We start from the raw sequence: 16666 nt of genomic DNA on the forward strand, positions 1-16666 counted from the left end.
GGCTAGTCCTCGAAGGGCTGGTCCTCGAAACCGAGGTGGAGCTTGCGGAGCAGGTCGCTGAGCTGCGACCGCTCCTGCGGAGTGAGCACTTCGAGGGTTTCGAGCTGGAGGTCGACGCCGGTGCGCACGGCCTCCTCGATGACCTCGCGGCCGAGTGCGGTCATGCGCACCTTCAGGCCGCGCCGGTCGGCGGGGTCGGGCAGGCGCTCGACGAACCCGGCGGCCTCCAGCTTGTCGAGGCGTCCGGTGAGCCCGCCGGAGGAGAGCATCATGGCGGCGCCGATCTCCTTGGGCGAGAGCGTGTACGGCTCACCTGAGCGGCGGATGGTCGCGAGCACGTCGAACTCGTTGCGTCCCAGGCCCTGCCGGGCCCGCAGCTCGTGCAGGCGCGCGCCGAGCTTCTGGGAGATGCGGTGGATGCGCCCGTAGAGGGCCATCGACTCCAGCTCGAGGTCGGGCAGCTCGCGGTGCCACTGCTCGGCGATCCTGTCAACGGCGTCGCGTTCCACGGCGTCTTCGGTCATGGCAGTCATTCTGGCCCACCGGCCTTCCGGTCGCTGACTTACCTCGGGGTGATCTAACTCAACCCCAAGCATCTTGACTAAAAATAGCTTGAGAGTAAGCTACTTCTTATCAAGCTACCTCAGGGAGTCACGATGAACCGCAGCACCAGGGACCTCCTCCTCACGGCCCTCGCCCCCGTCATGTGGGGCACCACCTATGTGGTGACCACCGAGTTCCTCCCCGCCGACCGGCCCTTCCTCACCGCCCTGCTCCGGGCGCTCCCCGCCGGGCTCCTGCTCATACTCCTGTCACGAAAGCTTCCGAGGGGCTCGTGGTGGTGGAAGTCCGCCGTCATCGGCACGCTCAACATCGCCGCGTTCTTCGCGCTGCTCTTCATCGCGACCTACCGCCTCCCCGGCGGCGTCGCGGCGGTGGCCGCGGCCGTCGGCCCCCTCGTCACGGCCGCGGCGACGATGCTGATCCTCCACCAGAAGGTCCGCGTCCGCACGTGGCTGCTGGGCATCACAGGCGTCGCGGGCGTGGCGATGGTCGTCCTCACCGCCGAAGCGGAACTCGACCTCCTCGGGGCGCTCGCGGGCATCGGCGGCGCGGTCTCGATGGCCGTCGCGGTCGTCCTCACCAAACGCTGGGGCATCCCGAAGGAGGCGGGCCCGGCAGCCCTCGCCGGCTGGCAGCTCACCGCGGGCGGCCTGCTGCTCATCCCCCTGGCCTTCGCGGCTGAAGGCGCCCTCCCGGCGTTCACCGGCACGAACGTGCTCGGCTACCTCTACCTCGGCCTCGTGAACACCGCGCTCGGCTACTGGCTCTGGTTCCGCGGCATCGGACGGCTCTCGGTGGTGCCGTTGAGCTTCCTCGGGCTGCTCTCCCCGCTGACGGCGGCGACCGTGGGCTGGATCGCCCTCGGCGAGACCTTCACGCCCTGGCAGACCGCCGGTTTCGCAGTGGCCCTCGCTGCGACGGTCACCGCCCAGCTCCAGGCCCGCCCCAAGCCCGCCGCGCCGCAACTCGACGAGCCCAAGACCCTCGCCCGCGTCTGACCGGACCGGTGGCCCGCCGCGCCCCGCGGCGGGCCGCCACCGTTCTACTACTAAAGGATCGCCATGCGCATCATCGTCTTCGGAGCCGCCGGAAGCGTCGGCCGCCGCACCACCCTCGAGGCGCTGTCACGCGGCCACGAGGTCACCGCCGTGGTCCGCAGCCCGAACCGCGAACTCCCCCAAGGCGTCACGGTGTCGATCGGCGACGCCGCCGATCCGGTCCGGGTAACCGAGCTGACCAAGGGCTTCGACGCGGCCGTCGGCGCGGTCCGCGCCCCCAGCGAGCACGAGCAGGTCGCTGCCACCGACGCCCTGCTGAAGGGTGTCGCCGAGACCGGCGTGCGCCTCCTCGTCGTCGGCGGCGCAGCCACGCTCAAGGTCCCCGACAGCGGCAAGCTCGTTATCGACGACCCGCGCTACATCGGCGAGGAATGGCGCACGGCGGCCGAGGCCAGCGCGTCCCAGCACTACCGCTGCATCGCCGAGCCGACCGCCGACTGGACGTACCTCAGCCCGCCGGCGATCCTCGAGCCCGGCGAGCGAACAGGCAAGTACCGCAAGGGAACAGATGACCTACTGGTCGACGCCGAGGGCATCTCGCGGATCTCGGTCGAAGACCTCGCCGTCGCGGTAGTCGACGAACTCGAACACCCGAACCACCGCCGCGCACGCTTCACCGTCGCCGACTAGAGCACGGCCCCGCCGCCCGGTCCCCCGGACTGCGGGCGTTCGGGGCGGGTAGCCTCTGGGGCTGTGAGTGAGCCGGAGTTCTTGAGCACCACCCGAAACGGGTACGACAAGCGGGCCGAGGAGTACCACGACCTCGTGCGCGAGACCTGGGGCGAGAACCTCTTCGACCTGGCGATGCTGGAGGTGTTCGCGGGCCTCGTGCGGGCCGTCGATCCGCCTCTGGTCGCCGACATCGGCTGCGGCCCCGGGCATGTGACGGCGCATCTGCGCGGCCTCGGTCTCGACGCGGTCGGCATCGACCTCTCCCCCGAGCTGCTGGCGATCGCGCGCCGCGAGTATCCCGGGGTGGCGTTCGAGGAAGGGACGATGACGGGCCTCGACCTCGCCGACGCGTCGTTGGGCGGCGTGCTCGCGCGGTGGTCGATCATCCACACGCCGCCGGAGCGGCTGCCCGAGGTCTTCAGTGAGTTCAACCGGGTGCTCGCGCCCGGAGGCGTCCTGATGCTGGGGTTCTTCGCGCACACCGACGACTCCAGGCTGGGCTGGCAGTTCGACCACACGGTCGCACCGGCGTGGCGGCTCTCGACGAACCGGCTCGCGGGCGTCCTGCGGGAGTGCGGGTTCCAGGAGAAGGCGCGGCTCATCGAGTCGGCGTCGCCGCACAGCAAGCGCGGCTTCGAAGCGGGCCACCTGATACTGCACAAGCGCGGGGACGAGGAGTCCTGAACGGCGAAGGGCCGCAACCGTTCGGTTGCGGCCCTTCCTGGTCAGACCATCTTGCGTTTGTAGGCGCGCATGGCGAGCGGGGCCGTGACGGCGAAGATCGCGACGGCCCAGACGAACGTCCACATCAGCGGCTCGGTGATCGGCCCGAAGGAGAGCAGTCCGCGCATCGCGTCCGCGAGGTGCGTGACCGGGTTGACCTTGGCCCAGGCCTGCATGAAACCGGGCATCGTGTTGATGTCGACGAAGGCGCTGGAGGTGAAGGTCAGCGGCATGATGATGACGAACGCGTAGATCTGGACCTTCTCCTCGGAGTCGGCGACCACGCCCATGAGGACCGAGATCCACGAGATGGCGAGCGCGAAGACGACGAGGACGAGGGTCGCGAGGAACGCGCCCGCGACGCTGCGCAGCTCGAACCCCATGAGGAGGCCGAGGCCGAGCATGACCACGATGGACCAGACCTGCTTGAACATGTCGGCGAAGATCTTCCCGGCTAGCGGCGCGGAGCGGGCGATCGGAAGCGAGCGGAAGCGGTCGTAGACGCCCTTGCGGAGGTCGGCGTTGATGCCGGTGCCGGTGTACATCGTCAGGAAGATGGCGTTCTGCGCGATGAGGCCGCCGAGGACGTACTGAAGGTAGTCCGAGGTGGATCCGGCCATCTGGCCGCCGAAGACGTAGACGAACAGCAGCAGGAACATGATCGGGCTGAGGCTGAGGTCGACGAGTTCGAACGGATTGTGCTTGATGCGGACCATCTGCCGCCAGGCCATGGAGAGGGTCTGGCTGACGGTGGCGCCGATGCCGGGCCGGTGGACGACCGGGGCTTCGATGGTTGCGGCGGTCATTTCGCGGGCTCCTCGTCGGTCGCGTCGTCGTCGTCTTCGGTCTCGGTGCGGCGGCCGGTGAGGGTCAGGAAGACCTCGTCGAGGCTGGAGAGTCCGAGGTGGAACTCGGTGAGCGCGATGCCGCGGTCGCGGAGGTCGGCGGCGAGGGCGGGCATGATGCCGTCGTCGTTGACGCCGATGGTGATCGCTCCGGCCTCGACCACGGGTTCGAGGTCGGGGAAGCGGTCGGTGACGAGGAGGCGCACGGCGTCGAGCATGCCGTGGTCCTCGGGCTGGATGCGCAGGCTCTGGCCGCCGATCTTGGCTTTGAGCTGGGTCGGCGTGCCGGTGGCGATGACCTTGCCGTGGTCGATGACGGCGATCTCGTGGGCGAGCTGGTCGGCCTCTTCGAGGTACTGCGTGGTGAGCAGGACGGTGGTGCCGTCTGCGACGAGGCCGCGCACGAGTCCCCAGAGTTCGCCGCGCGCACGCGGGTCCAGGCCCGTGGTGGGCTCGTCGAGGAAGAGGATGCGGGGCCGTCCGACGAGGCTCGCGGCGAGGTCGAGGCGGCGGCGCATGCCGCCGGAGTAGGCCTTGGCGGGCTTCTCGGCGGCGTCGGAGAGGTTGAACTGGGCGAGCAGTTCGCGGGCGCGGGCCTTGGCGTCGCGGGTGGGCATGCCGAGGAGGCGGCCGATGAACCGCAGGTTCTCCTCGCCGGTGAGCAGTTCGTCGACGCCGGCGAACTGGCCGGTGAGGCCGATGAACGTGCGCACCTGGGCGCCGTCCTTGACGATGTCGTAGCCGCCGACGCGGGCGGTCCCGGCCGTGGGCTGCGAGAGCGTGGCGAGCATGCGGACCATGGTGGTCTTGCCCGCGCCGTTGGGTCCGAGGACGCCGAGCACGGTCCCGGCCCGGGCCGCGAGGTCGACGTGGTCGAGTGCGACGAGGTCGCCGAAGTGCTTGGTCAGGCCCTCGGTTTCGATGGCGTTGTCTTGCGACACTTCGTCCTCCTTGGAGTGGTGTCGAGGAAGGGTTCTGGTTTCCGGGCGCGATGGGCCCAAGCTCATGATGTCATATTGATGCGTGCTTGACATCACCTTTGTGGCGGCGATCTGCCGTACCGTGAACGGCGTACGCCGGAACTCGATCATGCACCCCGGGTGTGACATCCCGGGAGCGAATCACGTCAGAGGGTCTGCAGGAGCTTCCTGATCCGCTTCTCGCTCACCTGGTAGCGGGTGCCGAGCTGCTGCGCGAAGAAGCTGACGCGCAGCTCTTCGAGCATCCAGCGGACCTCGCGCCCCTCGCCGGAGCGCAGCGCGGCGGGCCGGGCGCGGGCGAGCGCGTCCCGCTCGGCCTCGAGGGACTGGATGACGTCCATCTTGCCCTTGTCCCCCGCGATGTCGGCGACCGCGCGCTTGGCGCGGAAGCTGATCGCCTTCACGTAGCGCAGCAGGTCGTCCAGGCGCCACCAGCCGGTCGAGCCGACGAAGCCGTCCGCGCCGACGAGCCCTTCGAGCTGGCGGCGCATGTCGCTCAAAGCAGGGAGCGCCCGCAGATCGAACTTGCCCTCGAGGAGCCGGGACGCCTCGCGCGCCTCGGTCAGGACCGCCGCGATCTTGCGGGCCACCGCCGCGGACTCGCCCGCGACCTCGGGCTTCGCGCGCTTGAGCAGCGCCTCGAAACCCTCGCGGTCCCAAGCGGGGCCGCCGCCTTCGATGAGGACCTTGTCGAGCACCGTGCGCACGCAGTCGGCCAGGAGCGCGTCCACGTTCGCGTAAGGGCCGGTCGCCAGCGCGAGCTGCTCGTTGCGGGTGAGCGCGTCCTTGAGCCGGGGGTCGGGCGTGTTCAGGCGCAGCAGGCGGCGCGTGCCCGCCCACATGTTCGCGGTCTGCGAGGCCGGGTCCGGGAAGGCCTTGACGCCGACGGAGCCGCCCTCGTCGACCAGCGCCGGGTACGCCTTCGCGGTGTAGCCCTTGCGCGGGGTCTCGTGGAGCTTCGGGAGGGCGTCGAAGTCCCAGGTCTTGAGGCCGGTGCGTTCGAGGTCGAAGGCCTCCTGCGCGGCTTCCTGGGTCTTGGGGGCGAGCTGGCGCTGCAGCGCGCCGAGTTCCTTGCCTTCGGCGAGGACCGTGCCGTCCTCGTCCTTGACCTGGAAGGTGACGAGGAGGTGCCCGGGGACCTTGGTGAGGTCGAACGCGTCGGCGGGGACGTGCACGTTCGTCATCGACTTGAGGGTGTCGGCGAGCGCGGCCATCATCGGCCGGCCCGGGGCGGGAGCCATGCGGGCGACGGCGGCCTTCGCGAAGTCGGGCGCGGGCACGAAGCTGCGGCGCAGGGACTTCGGGAGGCTCTTGATGAGCGCTTCGGCGAACTCGGCGCGCAGGCCCGGGACCTGCCAGGTGAAGGCATCCTGGTCGAGCTGCTGGAGCGCCGGGAGCGGGACGGCGACGGTGACGCCGTCGCGGGCGGAGCCGGGCTCGAACTCGTAGTCGAGTTCGAGGTCGGCGCCTTCGGAGGTCCAGACCTCGGGGTAGGAGTCGCCGTCGACGCCTTCGGCGCGGTCGCCCAGGAGGAGGGCCTCGTCGAAGTCGAGGAGGGTCTTGTCCTTCTGCTTCTTCCACCAGGAGTCGAAGTGGCGGCCGGAGACGATGTCGGCGGGGAGGCGCTCGTCGTAGAAGTCGAAGAGGGTCTGCTCGTCGGCGAGGAGGCCGCGCTGGCGGACCCGGCTCTCGAGCTCTTCGACCTCGCTGATCTTGGCGAGGTTCTGCGCGAGGAACTTGTGGTGGGTGTCCCATTCGGCCTGGACGAGGGCGTGGCGGATGAACAGCTCGCGGCTGGTCTCGACGTCGATGCGTCCGAAGTTGACCTTGCGGCGGGCGACGATCGGGACGCCGTAGAGCGTGACGCGCTCGAACGCGAGCACCGCCCCGGCTTTCTTGGACCAGTGCGGTTCGGAGTAGGTGCGCTTGCTGAGGTGCTCGCTGATCGGCTCGACCCATTCGGGTTCGATCTTCGCGCAGACGCGGCCCCACAGGCGGCTGGTCTCCACGAGTTCACCGGCGACGACCCAGCGCGGCTGCTTCTTGGCGAGGCCCGAGCCGGGGAAGATCGCGAACTTGGCGCCTCGGCCGCCGAGGTACTCGCGGGTGTCGGCCTCTTTGACGCCGATGTGGGAGAGGAGCCCGGCGAGGAGCGCGGTGTGGACGCTCTTGGGGGCGGGCGTGATGTCCGGGGACTCGACCGGGATCTTCAGGCTCTTGAGGACGCCGAGGATCTGCCGCACGAGGTCCTGCCATTCGCGGATGCGCAGGTAGTGCAGGTACTCCTGTTTGCACATGCGGCGGAAGGAGCTCGACGAGCGGGTCTTGCGCTCCTCTTCGAGGTAGCGCCACAGGTTCAGGTACGCCGAGAAGTCGGAGTCGGGGTCGTTGAAGCGCGCGTGGGACTGGTCGGCCTGGGCCTTCTTGTCGGCCGGGCGCTCCTTCGGGTCCTGGATGGACATCGCGGCGGTGATGACGGCGACGGCGTGGACGCAGCCTTCGTCGCGGGCCTGGAGGATCATGCGGGCCAGGCGCGGGTCGATCGGCAGGCGCGCGATGTCGCGTCCGGCCCTCGTCAGGCGCCGCTCGCCGCTGCGCACGTCCTCAAGCGCCCCTAGTTCGACGAGGAGGTCCATGCCGTCCTTGATGTTCCGCGAGTCGGGGGCGTCGACGAACGGGAAGGACTCGACGCGGCCGAGCTTCGCGGCGGTCATCTGCAGGATGACGCTGGCGAGGTTGGTGCGCAGGATCTCCGCGTCGGTGAACTCGGGGCGGGAGTTGAAGTCGTCCTCGGAGTAGAGGCGGATGCAGATGCCTTCGGCGACGCGGCCGCAGCGGCCCGCGCGCTGGTTGGCGCTGGCCTGGCTGATCGCCTCGATGGGGAGGCGCTGGACCTTGGTGCGGGCCGAGTAACGGGAGATGCGCGCGTATCCGGCGTCGATGACGTACCGGATGCCGGGCACTGTCAGGGAGGTCTCGGCGACGTTGGTGGAGAGGATGATCCGGCGGCCGGTGTGGGAGGAGAACACGCGGTGCTGCTCCTGCGCGGAGAGCCGGGCGTAGAGCGGGACGATCTCGGTGTGGCGGAGCTTCGCGCGTTCGAGGACGTCGGCGGTGTCGCGGATCTCCTGCTCGCCGGAGAGGAAGACGAGGATGTCGCCGTCGCCTTCGCGGCCGAGCTCGTTGACGGCGTCGAGGATGCCGTCGGTCTGGTCGCGCTGCTCCTCGCCGTCCTCGTCGCGCAGCGGCCGGTACCGGACCTCGACGGGGTAGGTGCGGCCGGACACCTCGAGGATCGGGGCCGGGGCTTCCGGGGTGCCGAAGTGCTTCGCGAACCGCTCGGGGTCGATGGTCGCGGAGGTGACGATGACCTTGAGGTCCGGGCGCTTGGGGAGGATCTGGCGGAGGCACCCGAGGATGAAGTCGATGTTGAGGCTGCGCTCGTGCGCCTCGTCGATGATGATCGTGTCGTAGGCGCTCAGGAGCCGGTCGTGCTGGATCTCGGTGAGCAGGATGCCGTCCGTCATGAGCTTGACGTAGCTGTTGTCCGAGACCTGGTCGGTGAAGCGGACCTTCCAGCCCACGGCCTCGCCGAGCGGCGAGCCGAGCTCCTCGGCGATCCGTTCGGCCACGGCGCGGGCGGCGATGCGCCGCGGCTGCGTGTGCCCGATCATGCCGCGCACCCCGCGGCCGAGTTCGAGGCAGATCTTCGGGATCTGCGTGGTCTTGCCCGAGCCGGTCTCGCCGGCGATGATCACGACCTGGTGGTCCCGGATGGCCTCGAGGATGTCGTCCTTGCGCTGCGAGACGGGCAGGGCCTCGGGGTAGACGATCTTCGGGACACCCGCCGCGCGGGCCGCCAGCGCGGCCTCCTTGCGCTCCACGTCCGCTTCGAGCTTCGCGAAGGCCTCGGTGCGGGCCGGGCCTTCGAGTTCGCGGGCTTCGCGCAGGCGGCGGCGCAGCGCACGCTGATCGGCCGCGCGCAGGGCGAAGACGCGCTCGCGCAGGTTGGTGCGGGTTTCAGGGACGCTGCTGGGCATGACGATCGTCAACGATACTTGGGCACCGCGCCCGGCCGCCACGCATTATCGGCAGCAGTGGCCTGCGTCAGGAGTCGGAACGACTCACGTGTCCTCGAGGTCGCCGCACAGGACCCGGTCGGAGTCGAGGCTCTCGGAAGTGGTGAGCGCTTCGGGCGCGTGCACGACGACGCTCTCCGCGCGGTCGTCGAGGATGAGGTCGCTCGAGTCGGTCGCGGAGCCGATGCCGGTCTCGGAGGTCGTGAACGACAGCTCGATGATGTTCCCGGCCGCGTCCTCGCCGTTCGGGTCCTTCAGCCAGTGGCCGCCGCCGGGCGGGTTCTCGTCGCATTCGCCGTCGTGGACGTGCGCGGTGTACTCGGTGCTCGGCGCGAGGCCCGCCACGGCGAGCTGCACGGAGGTGCTGCCGGTGGAGGAGATCGTCGCGGTCCCGGTCGCGTGCGGGGCGACCTGCTGCCAGGTGCTCGTGACCGCGAGCGTCGCGGTCCAGGCCCCGCCGAGGTCCTCGTCTTTGGGGTCCTCGCCGCCGCAGCCCGCGAGGGCTCCGGCGAGGACGACCGCGGCGGCGGACAGTGCTCGGATGGACGGCATCGGCGCTCCTTCTTCTGTGGGCGCACCCAGTATCGGTCCGCCGATGCCGTCTGTCCGGTATTCCACGCCGGTCGCTACGCGGCGACCGGCACGTCGACCGCGATCCCCTCCCCGCGCGTCAGCTCGACCCGGCGCGTCAGGCCCAGCCCGTCGAGGAACGCCTCGTCGTGGCTGACGACGACGAGCGCGCCGCGGAACGCCGTCAGCGCCTGCTGGAGCTGCCGGATCGAGCTCATGTCGAGGTTGTTCGTCGGCTCGTCGAGCAGGAGCAGCTGCGGCGCGGGCTGCGCGGACAGGACCGTCGCGAGGGCCGCGCGCAGGCGCTGCCCGCCCGAGAGCGTGGAGACGACCTGGAACACCGAGTCGCGGCGCATCCCGAAGCGGGCCAAGCGGGTCCGCAGGACCTTCTCGTCGGCTTCGGGGGCGCTCGCGCGCACGTTGTCGAGCACGCTCGCGTCGTCGTCGAGCAGTTCCAGCCGCTGGGTGAGGAACCCGTGCGGGACGCGGGCGGCCGCGGCGATCGCGCGCAGCAGCGTGGTCTTGCCCGCGCCGTTGTCCCCGGTGACCGCGACGCGCTCGGGACCGCGCAGGTGCAGTCCGAGGCCGTCGCCGTAGAGGCCGTTGACGTCGAGCCCCTTGATGATCGCGATGTCGCGGTGCGAGGAGACGCTGGTCTCGGGCAGGTCGACGTTGATGCCGTCGCCGTCGCGCAGCGCCTCTTCGGCCTCGTCGAGGCGTTCGCGGGCCTCGGCCACGTCCTCCTGCTTCGCGATGAGGATCTTCGCGGAGGAGGCTTCCCCGGCGTTCTTCTTGGCGTTGAGCAGGATCTTCGGCGTGCCGCCGCGCCGCTGCTCGCGCCGCCAGGACGAGGCGCCCTTGTCGTTCTGGATGCGGGTCGCGATGAGCTCCTTCTTCTGGCGGGCGAGGTCCTGCTTGGCGTCGCGGACCATGCGGGCCGCGACCTCCTGCTCGGCCTGGAGGACCTGCTCGTAGACGCTGAAGTTGCCTTCGATGGTGCGGATCTGCCCCTTGTAGAGCTCGGCGACGGCGTCCACGTGCTCCAGCAGGGCCCGGTCGTGGCTGACGACCACGAGCGTGCCGTTGAAGCGCCGGATCGCCTGGTACAGGCGCTTTCTCGCCGAACCGTCGAGGTTGTTCGAGGGCTCGTCGAGGAGCAGCACGTCGGGGCGGCGCACGAGGCGGCCCGCCAGGCCCACGAGCATCGACTCGCCGCCGGACAGGGTCGCGACGGTGCGGTCGAAGTCCACGTGGTCGAGGCCGAGTTCGTCCAGCGCGACGCGGGAGCGGTCCAGGAAGTCCCAGTCCTCGCCGATCACGTTGAAGTGGGCCTCGTCCACGTCCCCGGCCTCGATGGCGAGGAACGCCTTGCGCTTCTCGGCGATGCCGAGGAGGTCGGCGACGGTGTCGCCCAGTCGAAGCGGCAGCTCCTGCGGCAGGTACTCGATGAGCCCGGAGGCCGCGATCGTGCCGGACTCGGGTTTCAGGAGGCCTGCGATGAGCTTGAGCAGGGTCGACTTGCCGGTGCCGTTGTCGCCGATGAGCGCGGTGCGCCCGTCGGAGAAGACGACGTCGAGGCCGTCGAAGACCCGGGCTTCGCCCTCGGGCCAGATGAACTGGAGCTGCTGGACGTTGATATAGGTGGTCATGAGACCTCTCTCAGGTCGATGCGGAACGGAATCGAGATGAGAGACATCGCGCCGGAGACGGCGAAAAGGGATCGTTCCCGGAAATGGGCACCCTCTTGATCGAAGACACACCGGTCACGTGCACAGAGACGTGATGGCGCGATGTCTACGACCTAGAGCTTCAAGTGAGTGCCTAACGTCGGGAACAAGGACTCGTCAAGGGTAGGCCAGGGCCGCAACGGCGTCAAGCGAGATACGCGACACGGGCCGCCCCGCTCCACGCGGGGCGGCCCGTGCCGTTCGGGTGTTCGGTCGGCTAACAGGCGGCGGTCTGCTTCCAGACGCCCCACTCGCCGGTGGTGCCCGGCTCCTCGCCGGTGGTCCACCAGCCGGCGCGGTAGGTGGTCCCGTTGTGGGTCACCGTGTCGCCAGCGGTGTAGACGGCGGCCGCGTCCCAGGCGGCGCAGTCGGTGCCGCCCGTGGGCGTCTCCGTCGGCGTCGAGGTCGGGGTGGAGCTGGTCGGCGCGGTAGTCGGGGTCCCGCCGCCTCCGCCGAAGTCGACGTCCACGCAGGAGTAGAAGGCGTTCACGGTGTCGGCGATGTTCCAGACGCTGAGGATCAGCTGCCGGCCGCTGCGGTCGGGCAGGGTCACGTCGTGGGTCATCGTGTGGTCGGGCTTCGCGCCGCCCATCTCGAAGGACGCGAAGGGCTCCGGCTCGAGCATGGCGCGGGTCAGCGGCTTGGTCGGGTCGTAGCTGTCGTTGGTGATGTAGTAGTCGAAGGTCGCCGTGGAGTGCGCGGCGGTCATCGTCCAGGTGAAGGTCTGGGACCCGGAGTTCACCGAGGTCGTGGGCCAGTTGCCGCCGCGCGGGTCGTCGAGTTCGGCGAACTCGGCGTGCCCGCCCGAGCAGATCTCGCCGTCGGCGGGACCGGCCGCCGGGAAGCCCTTGGGGCCCTCGACGCTCTGGGGTTCGTAGGAGATGGCGCCGCAGTTCGAGACTTCGCCGCTGGCGCAGAGGGCCGAGCGGCTCGGCGGGTCGGAGGTGTAGCCGTGGCCCCAGGCCAGGGCAGCCATGGACGCCGAGACCGCGAGGGTTCCGGCGCCGGCGATGGACAGGATGATTTTGCGCTTGGTGCGCATCTTCGTCTCCTATCGACGATGGGTCAGCAATGCTTCGGCGTTCCGGTGGAACCGGTTTGGGGAGCCGAATTAAAAAGGAACCTAACAGTTAACCCTGCTCCACACAAGGGGCAAGCGCTGACCAATCACCAGAACCCGCATAAGCGTTCTCTTTTCGTACGCAACGACAATGGCCGCACACGAACCGTGTGCGGCCATTGTCGACTCATGCCTGCGGGCGGCTCAGTCGTCTTCGGGCTCGTCGGGGTGCGTCATGAGCACCGACGCCGAGACGACGAGTCCCCCGCCGATGATGACGATGGCGATGATCATCATCGTGATCGCGATCGGGCTCATCGGGCCGCCTCCTCTCGGGCCTCTTCGTCCTCTTCGGATTCGAGGACGGGCACGTCCTTGCTCCGCAGGAGCAGCGCCATGATGACGCCGAACGCGAGCGCGCCGCCCGCGAGCGCCCATCCGTACGCCTGGTACTGGTTGTAGGTGAACAGGCCGTCCTCCTCGGACGTCGCGCGCAGGAGGTCGCGGACGTTGAAGAACAGGATGCCCGCCAGCATGACCGGCGTGATGACGCCGAGGCACACGAACCAGACCGGCCCGACCTTGAGCGTCGAGGTGGCGTTCGCGTTGTCGCGCAACTCCATCCACTTCCACAGCACCCACACGACCACGACGATGCTCACCAGCGCCGCCACGACGATGCCGTATTGGTTGATGTAGTAGTCGGAGACGTCGAGAAACATCAGGCCGCTGGCCGTCGGCAGCAGCAGCAGCGACACCACGGCCATCAGCCCGCCGACCACGACCGTGGCCTTGATGCGGCCCCAGCCGAAGCGGTCCTCCATGGCCGCGACCGGGACCTGGACGATGCTCACCATCGAGGTCCAGCCCGCGACGACGAGCGAGGCGAAGAACAGGACGCCGAACAGCCCGGCCAAGTACGGCAGGGTGTTGATGATCGTCGGGAACGCGATGAACGCCAGGCCGACGCCCGCGTACGACTGATCCGCGATCGGCACGCCGGTCTGGAACGCGATGAAGCCGAGCGCCGCGAACACGCCGATGCCCGCCAGGATCTCGAACGAGGAGTTCGCGAAGCCCACGGTGAACGCAGAGGTCGTGATGTCGGACTTGCGCTTGAGGTAGGACGCGTAGGTGATCATGATGCCGAAGCCGATCGACAGCGAGAAGAAGATCTGGCCGTAGGCCGCGAGCCACACGCCGGGTTCGAGGACCTTGTCCCAGTCGGGCGTGAAGAAGGCGTTGAGGCCCTCGACCGCGCCGTCCTGGTTCAGGGCCTGGACGACGAGGACGCCGAACATGACCAGCAGCAGCGGGATGAAGATCTTGCTGGTGGTCTCGATGCCCTTCTTGATGCCCGCGCCGATGACCAGGAGCGTGAACGCCCAGACCACGACCATCGCGATGCCGATGTCGGGCAGCCAGGTGGTGAAGTCGCCGAAGCCGCCGCTGTCCTTGAGGAAGTCAGCGAACAGGAACGTCGCCGGGTCGGCGCCCCACTGCTGGGAGATCGAGAACCAGCCGTACCAGCCTGCCCAGGCGATGATGGCGGCGTAGTAGACGGCGATGACGATCGAGATCGCGACCTGCCACCAGCCGATGACCTCGGCGTTCTTGTTCATCCGGCGGAACGCGACCGGGGCGGAGCCCTTGTAGCGGCGGCCGATCGTGAACTCCATGATCAGGAGGGGGATGCCCGCGGTCGTCAGGGCCACGAGGTAGGGCACGAGGAACGCACCGCCGCCGTTCTCGTAGGCGACGCCGGGGAAGCGCCAGATGTTGCCGAGTCCGACCGCCGAGCCGATGGCGGCCAGGATGAACCCGATCCTGGATCCCCAGTTCTCTCTCACATTCGGTTCTCTCGCCATGAGCAAATTCTCCAAGTACATCGGGGTCGGGGCACAGATATCGGCCTATACGGTAGCGAAGCCCGTCTTGATGGAGCGCACTAGTGCGGGAAATCCGCTGTGCGCACGGTCTCCGCGTTCGATCCGGCAGGAGACGCGGCCCCGGTGAGAGCGGTAAGGTTGATCAGTTGCGCCCTACTGCAGGCCTCGGCGACGCTGGCGACGCTTTTTCGCAGCGCCCGGGCCTTTCGCGCACCTTCGTCTTGAATCCCGTCCGCTCCGCATCAGAGGAGAGCCGTGTCCGCTGCCATCACTCCGGCCGTCCAGTTCGAGCAGCAACGCCTCTACGAGCTGTACGCCCGCCTCGACCGGCTCCGCGACGACGCCGCCGAGCGGCTCGGCGAGTCGCGGCTCAAGCATGTCGAGAACGACCAGGAGCGCTCGCAGCGCGACGCCGAGACGCACCTGTACCGCCGCCGCATCGCCGAGCTCGACGCCGTCGAGGAGGGCCTGTGCTTCGGGCGGCTCGACTACCTCGACTCCGACGTGCCGATGTACTTGGGCCGCATCGGCATCCACGCTGAAGGCGGCGAGCAGCTGCTCGTCGACTGGCGCAGCGAGGCGGGCCGCCGGTTCTACCTGGCGACCGCCGCCGCCCCGGCCGGAGTCCGCCGCAGGCGCCACCTCCACACCAAAGGCCGCCACCTGCGGCACGTGAACGACGAGGTCCTGGACCTGGACGCGGCGGGCGAGTCCGGTTCGACGATCGGGTCCGAGGGCGCGCTCATGGCCGCGCTCGACGCCGCCCGCACCGGCACGATGCAGGACATCGTCGCCACGATCCAGGCCGAGCAGGACCGGATCATCCGCGCGCCCTTGGAGGGCGTCATGATCGTCGACGGCGCGCCGGGCACCGGCAAGACCGCCGTCGCGCTCCACCGCGCCGCGTACCTGCTGTACGAGCACCGCGAGCGGCTCAAGCGCCAGGGCGTCCTCATCATCGGCCCGGGCAAGCAGTTCCTGCGGTACATCTCCGAGGTCCTGCCGGGCCTGGCCGAGACCGACGTCCTGCTGCGCACGCCCGCGCAGCTGTTCCCCGGCGTCGTCGCCGACCGCCCTGAGACCGAGGCCGTCGCCGCGCTCAAGGGCCGGGCCGTGATGGCCGGGGTCATCGCCAGCGCGGTCGCCGACCGCCAGGTGGTGCCGCGCGAGCCGGTGCCGGTGGACTACGAGGGGCATGAGCTGTTCCTGCGGCCGGAGCGGATCACGGCGGCGCGGGACGCGGCGCGCGAGACGGGCCTGCCGCACAACGAGGCGCGTGAGACCTTCCACAAGCGGGTGATCGCCGACCTGGCGATCCAGTACGCGGACATCATCGGCGAGGACCCGCTCGGCGGGGAGAACCTGCTGGGCCTGGAGGACCGGACGCAGTTCGCGGTCGAGATCGCGTCGGACCCGGTGATCCGGGGGCAGATAGAGGTGCTGTGGCCGGAGTTGACGGCGAAGGAGCTGCTGGAGGACCTGTTCTCGTCCCGGGAGCTGCTCGCTTCGGCGGCTGCTGTCCTGAAGAAGGAGGACAGGGCGCTGCTGCTGCGCCAGCCTGGCGGCTGGAGCGAGGCTGACGTGGCGCTGCTCGACGAGGCCGCCGAGCACCTGGGCGAGATCGAGGTGAAGCAGCGCGCGAGCGAGCTGACGGCCGAGCAGGTGGCGTACGCGCAGGACGTCCTGACGATCGCGGCCGGTTCGGCCTCGTTCGACTTCGAGGACGAGGAGTCGGAGATCCTGCAGGCCACCGACGTGATCGACGAGTTCTGGCTGAGCGACCGGCAGGTTGACGAGGCGTTCGTCTCCGTGGCGGAGCGGGCCGCGCGCGACCGGCGCTGGATCTTCGGGCACGTGATCGTCGACGAGGCCCAGGAACTGTCCCCTATGGAGTGGCGGGCGCTACTGCGGCGGTGCGTGACGCGATCGTTCACCGTGGCCGGGGACCTGGCGCAGGCCGCCGGGCCGACCGCGCCGACGAGCTGGGCCGAGGTCTTCGGGAACTCCGGGCTCGACTGGCGGGCCGAGCAGTTGACGGTGTCGTACCGGACCCCGGCCGAGATCATGGAGGTCGCGGTGCGCGTGCTCGACTCGATCGACGTCGAGGCGGCGCGGCCGCGCTCGGTGCGCGAATCGGGTCACCGGCCTTGGCTGGAGATCGCGCAGGAGGACTTGGACGGGCGGGTCGAAGAGCTCGTCGCGGCGGAGAAGTCGTTGGTCGGCGACGGCAGCGTGGCGATCGTGACGACCGCGGAAAGGGCCGCGGGGCTCGCCGGGATCGCCGACGCGTCGGTGCTCACCGTGAAGCAGGCCAAGGGCCTCGAGTTCGACAGCGTGATCGTGGTCGACCCGGACGCGATCGCGGCTTCGGGTCTGCGGAACCTGTACGTCGCGTTGACGCGGGCGACCAAGCGGCTCGGCGTTGTGGCGCCCGACAAGCCTGTGTTCCCCGGCGCAGAGGTCCTGTAACCGTCGCCCCAAGCTCTTACACTGATCAGC

At 69.4% G+C, this 16666-nt stretch carries 13 protein-coding genes and 1 pseudogene; 4 read left to right on the forward strand and 10 right to left on the reverse strand.

The features are described from left to right. Positions 1–2 precede the first annotated feature (2 nt). Complete coding sequence (locus ACGGCP_RS03595; RefSeq protein ID WP_392960524.1) at positions 3–524, reverse strand: MarR family winged helix-turn-helix transcriptional regulator; 522 nt, start codon at positions 522–524, stop codon at positions 3–5. 132 nt (positions 525–656) lie between these two features. Here ACGGCP_RS03595 and ACGGCP_RS03600 point away from each other — a divergent pair, with 132 nt between their 5' ends. The 3 genes from ACGGCP_RS03600 to ACGGCP_RS03610 all read left to right on the forward strand — a co-directional run bounded on the left by ACGGCP_RS03600 (position 657) and on the right by ACGGCP_RS03610 (position 2978). Further along, positions 657–1562, forward strand: coding sequence for an EamA family transporter (locus tag ACGGCP_RS03600; RefSeq protein ID WP_392960526.1), 906 nt, complete (start codon positions 657–659; stop codon positions 1560–1562). 63 nt (positions 1563–1625) lie between these two features. After that, positions 1626–2252 (forward strand): NAD(P)-dependent oxidoreductase, encoded by a 627-nt coding sequence (locus ACGGCP_RS03605; protein ID WP_392960529.1) that lies wholly within the window; start codon positions 1626–1628, stop codon positions 2250–2252. An 81-nt stretch (positions 2253–2333) separates the two neighbouring features. After that, positions 2334–2978 carry a class I SAM-dependent methyltransferase gene (locus tag ACGGCP_RS03610; protein WP_392960531.1) on the forward strand — a complete coding sequence of 215 codons (645 nt, stop codon included), beginning with the start codon at positions 2334–2336 and terminating at the stop codon, positions 2976–2978. A 41-nt stretch (positions 2979–3019) separates the two neighbouring features. On the opposite strand, the gene ACGGCP_RS03615 is transcribed toward ACGGCP_RS03610, so the two are convergent. From ACGGCP_RS03615 to ACGGCP_RS03655, 9 genes and pseudogenes are all read right to left on the reverse strand, one after another. Further along, complete coding sequence (locus tag ACGGCP_RS03615; RefSeq protein WP_392960533.1) at positions 3020–3823, reverse strand: ABC transporter permease; 804 nt, start codon at positions 3821–3823, stop codon at positions 3020–3022. Continuing rightward, positions 3820–4803: an ATP-binding cassette domain-containing protein gene (locus ACGGCP_RS03620; RefSeq protein ID WP_392960535.1), complete on the reverse strand. Its 984-nt coding sequence runs from the start codon at positions 4801–4803 to the stop codon at positions 3820–3822. Before ACGGCP_RS03620 ends, ACGGCP_RS03615 begins: the two co-directional genes overlap by 4 nt. A gap of 185 nt (positions 4804–4988) precedes the next feature. Continuing rightward, positions 4989–8882 carry an ATP-dependent RNA helicase HrpA gene (gene hrpA, locus ACGGCP_RS03625; protein ID WP_392960538.1) on the reverse strand — a complete coding sequence of 1298 codons (3894 nt, stop codon included), beginning with the start codon at positions 8880–8882 and terminating at the stop codon, positions 4989–4991. Between the two features lie 84 nt (positions 8883–8966). Then, positions 8967–9473 (reverse strand): hypothetical protein, encoded by a 507-nt coding sequence (locus ACGGCP_RS03630; RefSeq protein ID WP_392960540.1) that lies wholly within the window; start codon positions 9471–9473, stop codon positions 8967–8969. Between the two features lie 74 nt (positions 9474–9547). Further along, positions 9548–11140 carry an ABC-F family ATP-binding cassette domain-containing protein gene (locus tag ACGGCP_RS03635; RefSeq protein ID WP_392960542.1) on the reverse strand — a complete coding sequence of 531 codons (1593 nt, stop codon included), beginning with the start codon at positions 11138–11140 and terminating at the stop codon, positions 9548–9550. 295 nt (positions 11141–11435) lie between these two features. Further along, positions 11436–11687: a carbohydrate-binding protein gene (locus ACGGCP_RS03640; protein WP_392962006.1), complete on the reverse strand. Its 252-nt coding sequence runs from the start codon at positions 11685–11687 to the stop codon at positions 11436–11438. Next, positions 11673–12260 (reverse strand): annotated as a pseudogene (locus ACGGCP_RS03645) (lytic polysaccharide monooxygenase); the annotation flags it as partial. The gene ACGGCP_RS03640 and the pseudogene ACGGCP_RS03645, both read right to left, overlap by 15 nt. 222 nt (positions 12261–12482) lie before the next feature. Further along, the gene (locus ACGGCP_RS03650) at positions 12483–12596 is read right to left on the reverse strand and encodes a methionine/alanine import family NSS transporter small subunit (protein WP_392960545.1); all 114 of its coding nucleotides are present in this window, start codon (positions 12594–12596) and stop codon (positions 12483–12485) included. Next, the gene (locus ACGGCP_RS03655) at positions 12593–14146 is read right to left on the reverse strand and encodes a sodium-dependent transporter (RefSeq protein ID WP_392960548.1); all 1554 of its coding nucleotides are present in this window, start codon (positions 14144–14146) and stop codon (positions 12593–12595) included. Before ACGGCP_RS03655 ends, ACGGCP_RS03650 begins: the two co-directional genes overlap by 4 nt. A 276-nt stretch (positions 14147–14422) precedes the next feature. On the opposite strand from ACGGCP_RS03655, the gene ACGGCP_RS03660 reads away from it, so the two are divergent. Further along, entirely contained in the window at positions 14423–16636 is a 2214-nt protein-coding gene (locus ACGGCP_RS03660; protein ID WP_392960551.1) for a HelD family protein, read from the forward strand. Positions 16637–16666 lie beyond the last annotated feature (30 nt).

It is taken from the genome of Glycomyces sp. NPDC048151 (assembly GCF_043202775.1).
Lineage (GTDB): Bacteria > Actinomycetota > Actinomycetes > Mycobacteriales > Micromonosporaceae > Glycomyces.

What these genes read in the sequence shown, in the direction of transcription:
- ACGGCP_RS03595 (WP_392960524.1), bottom strand. Translation starts at nt 524, where the DNA reads ATGACCGAAGACGCCGTGGAACGCGACGCCGTTGACAGGATCGCCGAG.
- ACGGCP_RS03600 (WP_392960526.1), top strand. Translation starts at nt 657, where the DNA reads ATGAACCGCAGCACCAGGGACCTCCTCCTCACGGCCCTCGCCCCCGTC.
- ACGGCP_RS03605 (WP_392960529.1), top strand. Translation starts at nt 1,626, where the DNA reads ATGCGCATCATCGTCTTCGGAGCCGCCGGAAGCGTCGGCCGCCGCACC.
- ACGGCP_RS03615 (WP_392960533.1), bottom strand. Translation starts at nt 3,823, where the DNA reads ATGACCGCCGCAACCATCGAAGCCCCGGTCGTCCACCGGCCCGGCATC.
- hrpA (WP_392960538.1), bottom strand. Translation starts at nt 8,882, where the DNA reads ATGCCCAGCAGCGTCCCTGAAACCCGCACCAACCTGCGCGAGCGCGTC.
- ACGGCP_RS03630 (WP_392960540.1), bottom strand. Translation starts at nt 9,473, where the DNA reads ATGCCGTCCATCCGAGCACTGTCCGCCGCCGCGGTCGTCCTCGCCGGA.
- ACGGCP_RS03635 (WP_392960542.1), bottom strand. Translation starts at nt 11,140, where the DNA reads ATGACCACCTATATCAACGTCCAGCAGCTCCAGTTCATCTGGCCCGAG.
- ACGGCP_RS03650 (WP_392960545.1), bottom strand. Translation starts at nt 12,596, where the DNA reads ATGAGCCCGATCGCGATCACGATGATGATCATCGCCATCGTCATCATC.
- ACGGCP_RS03655 (WP_392960548.1), bottom strand. Translation starts at nt 14,146, where the DNA reads ATGGCGAGAGAACCGAATGTGAGAGAGAACTGGGGATCCAGGATCGGG.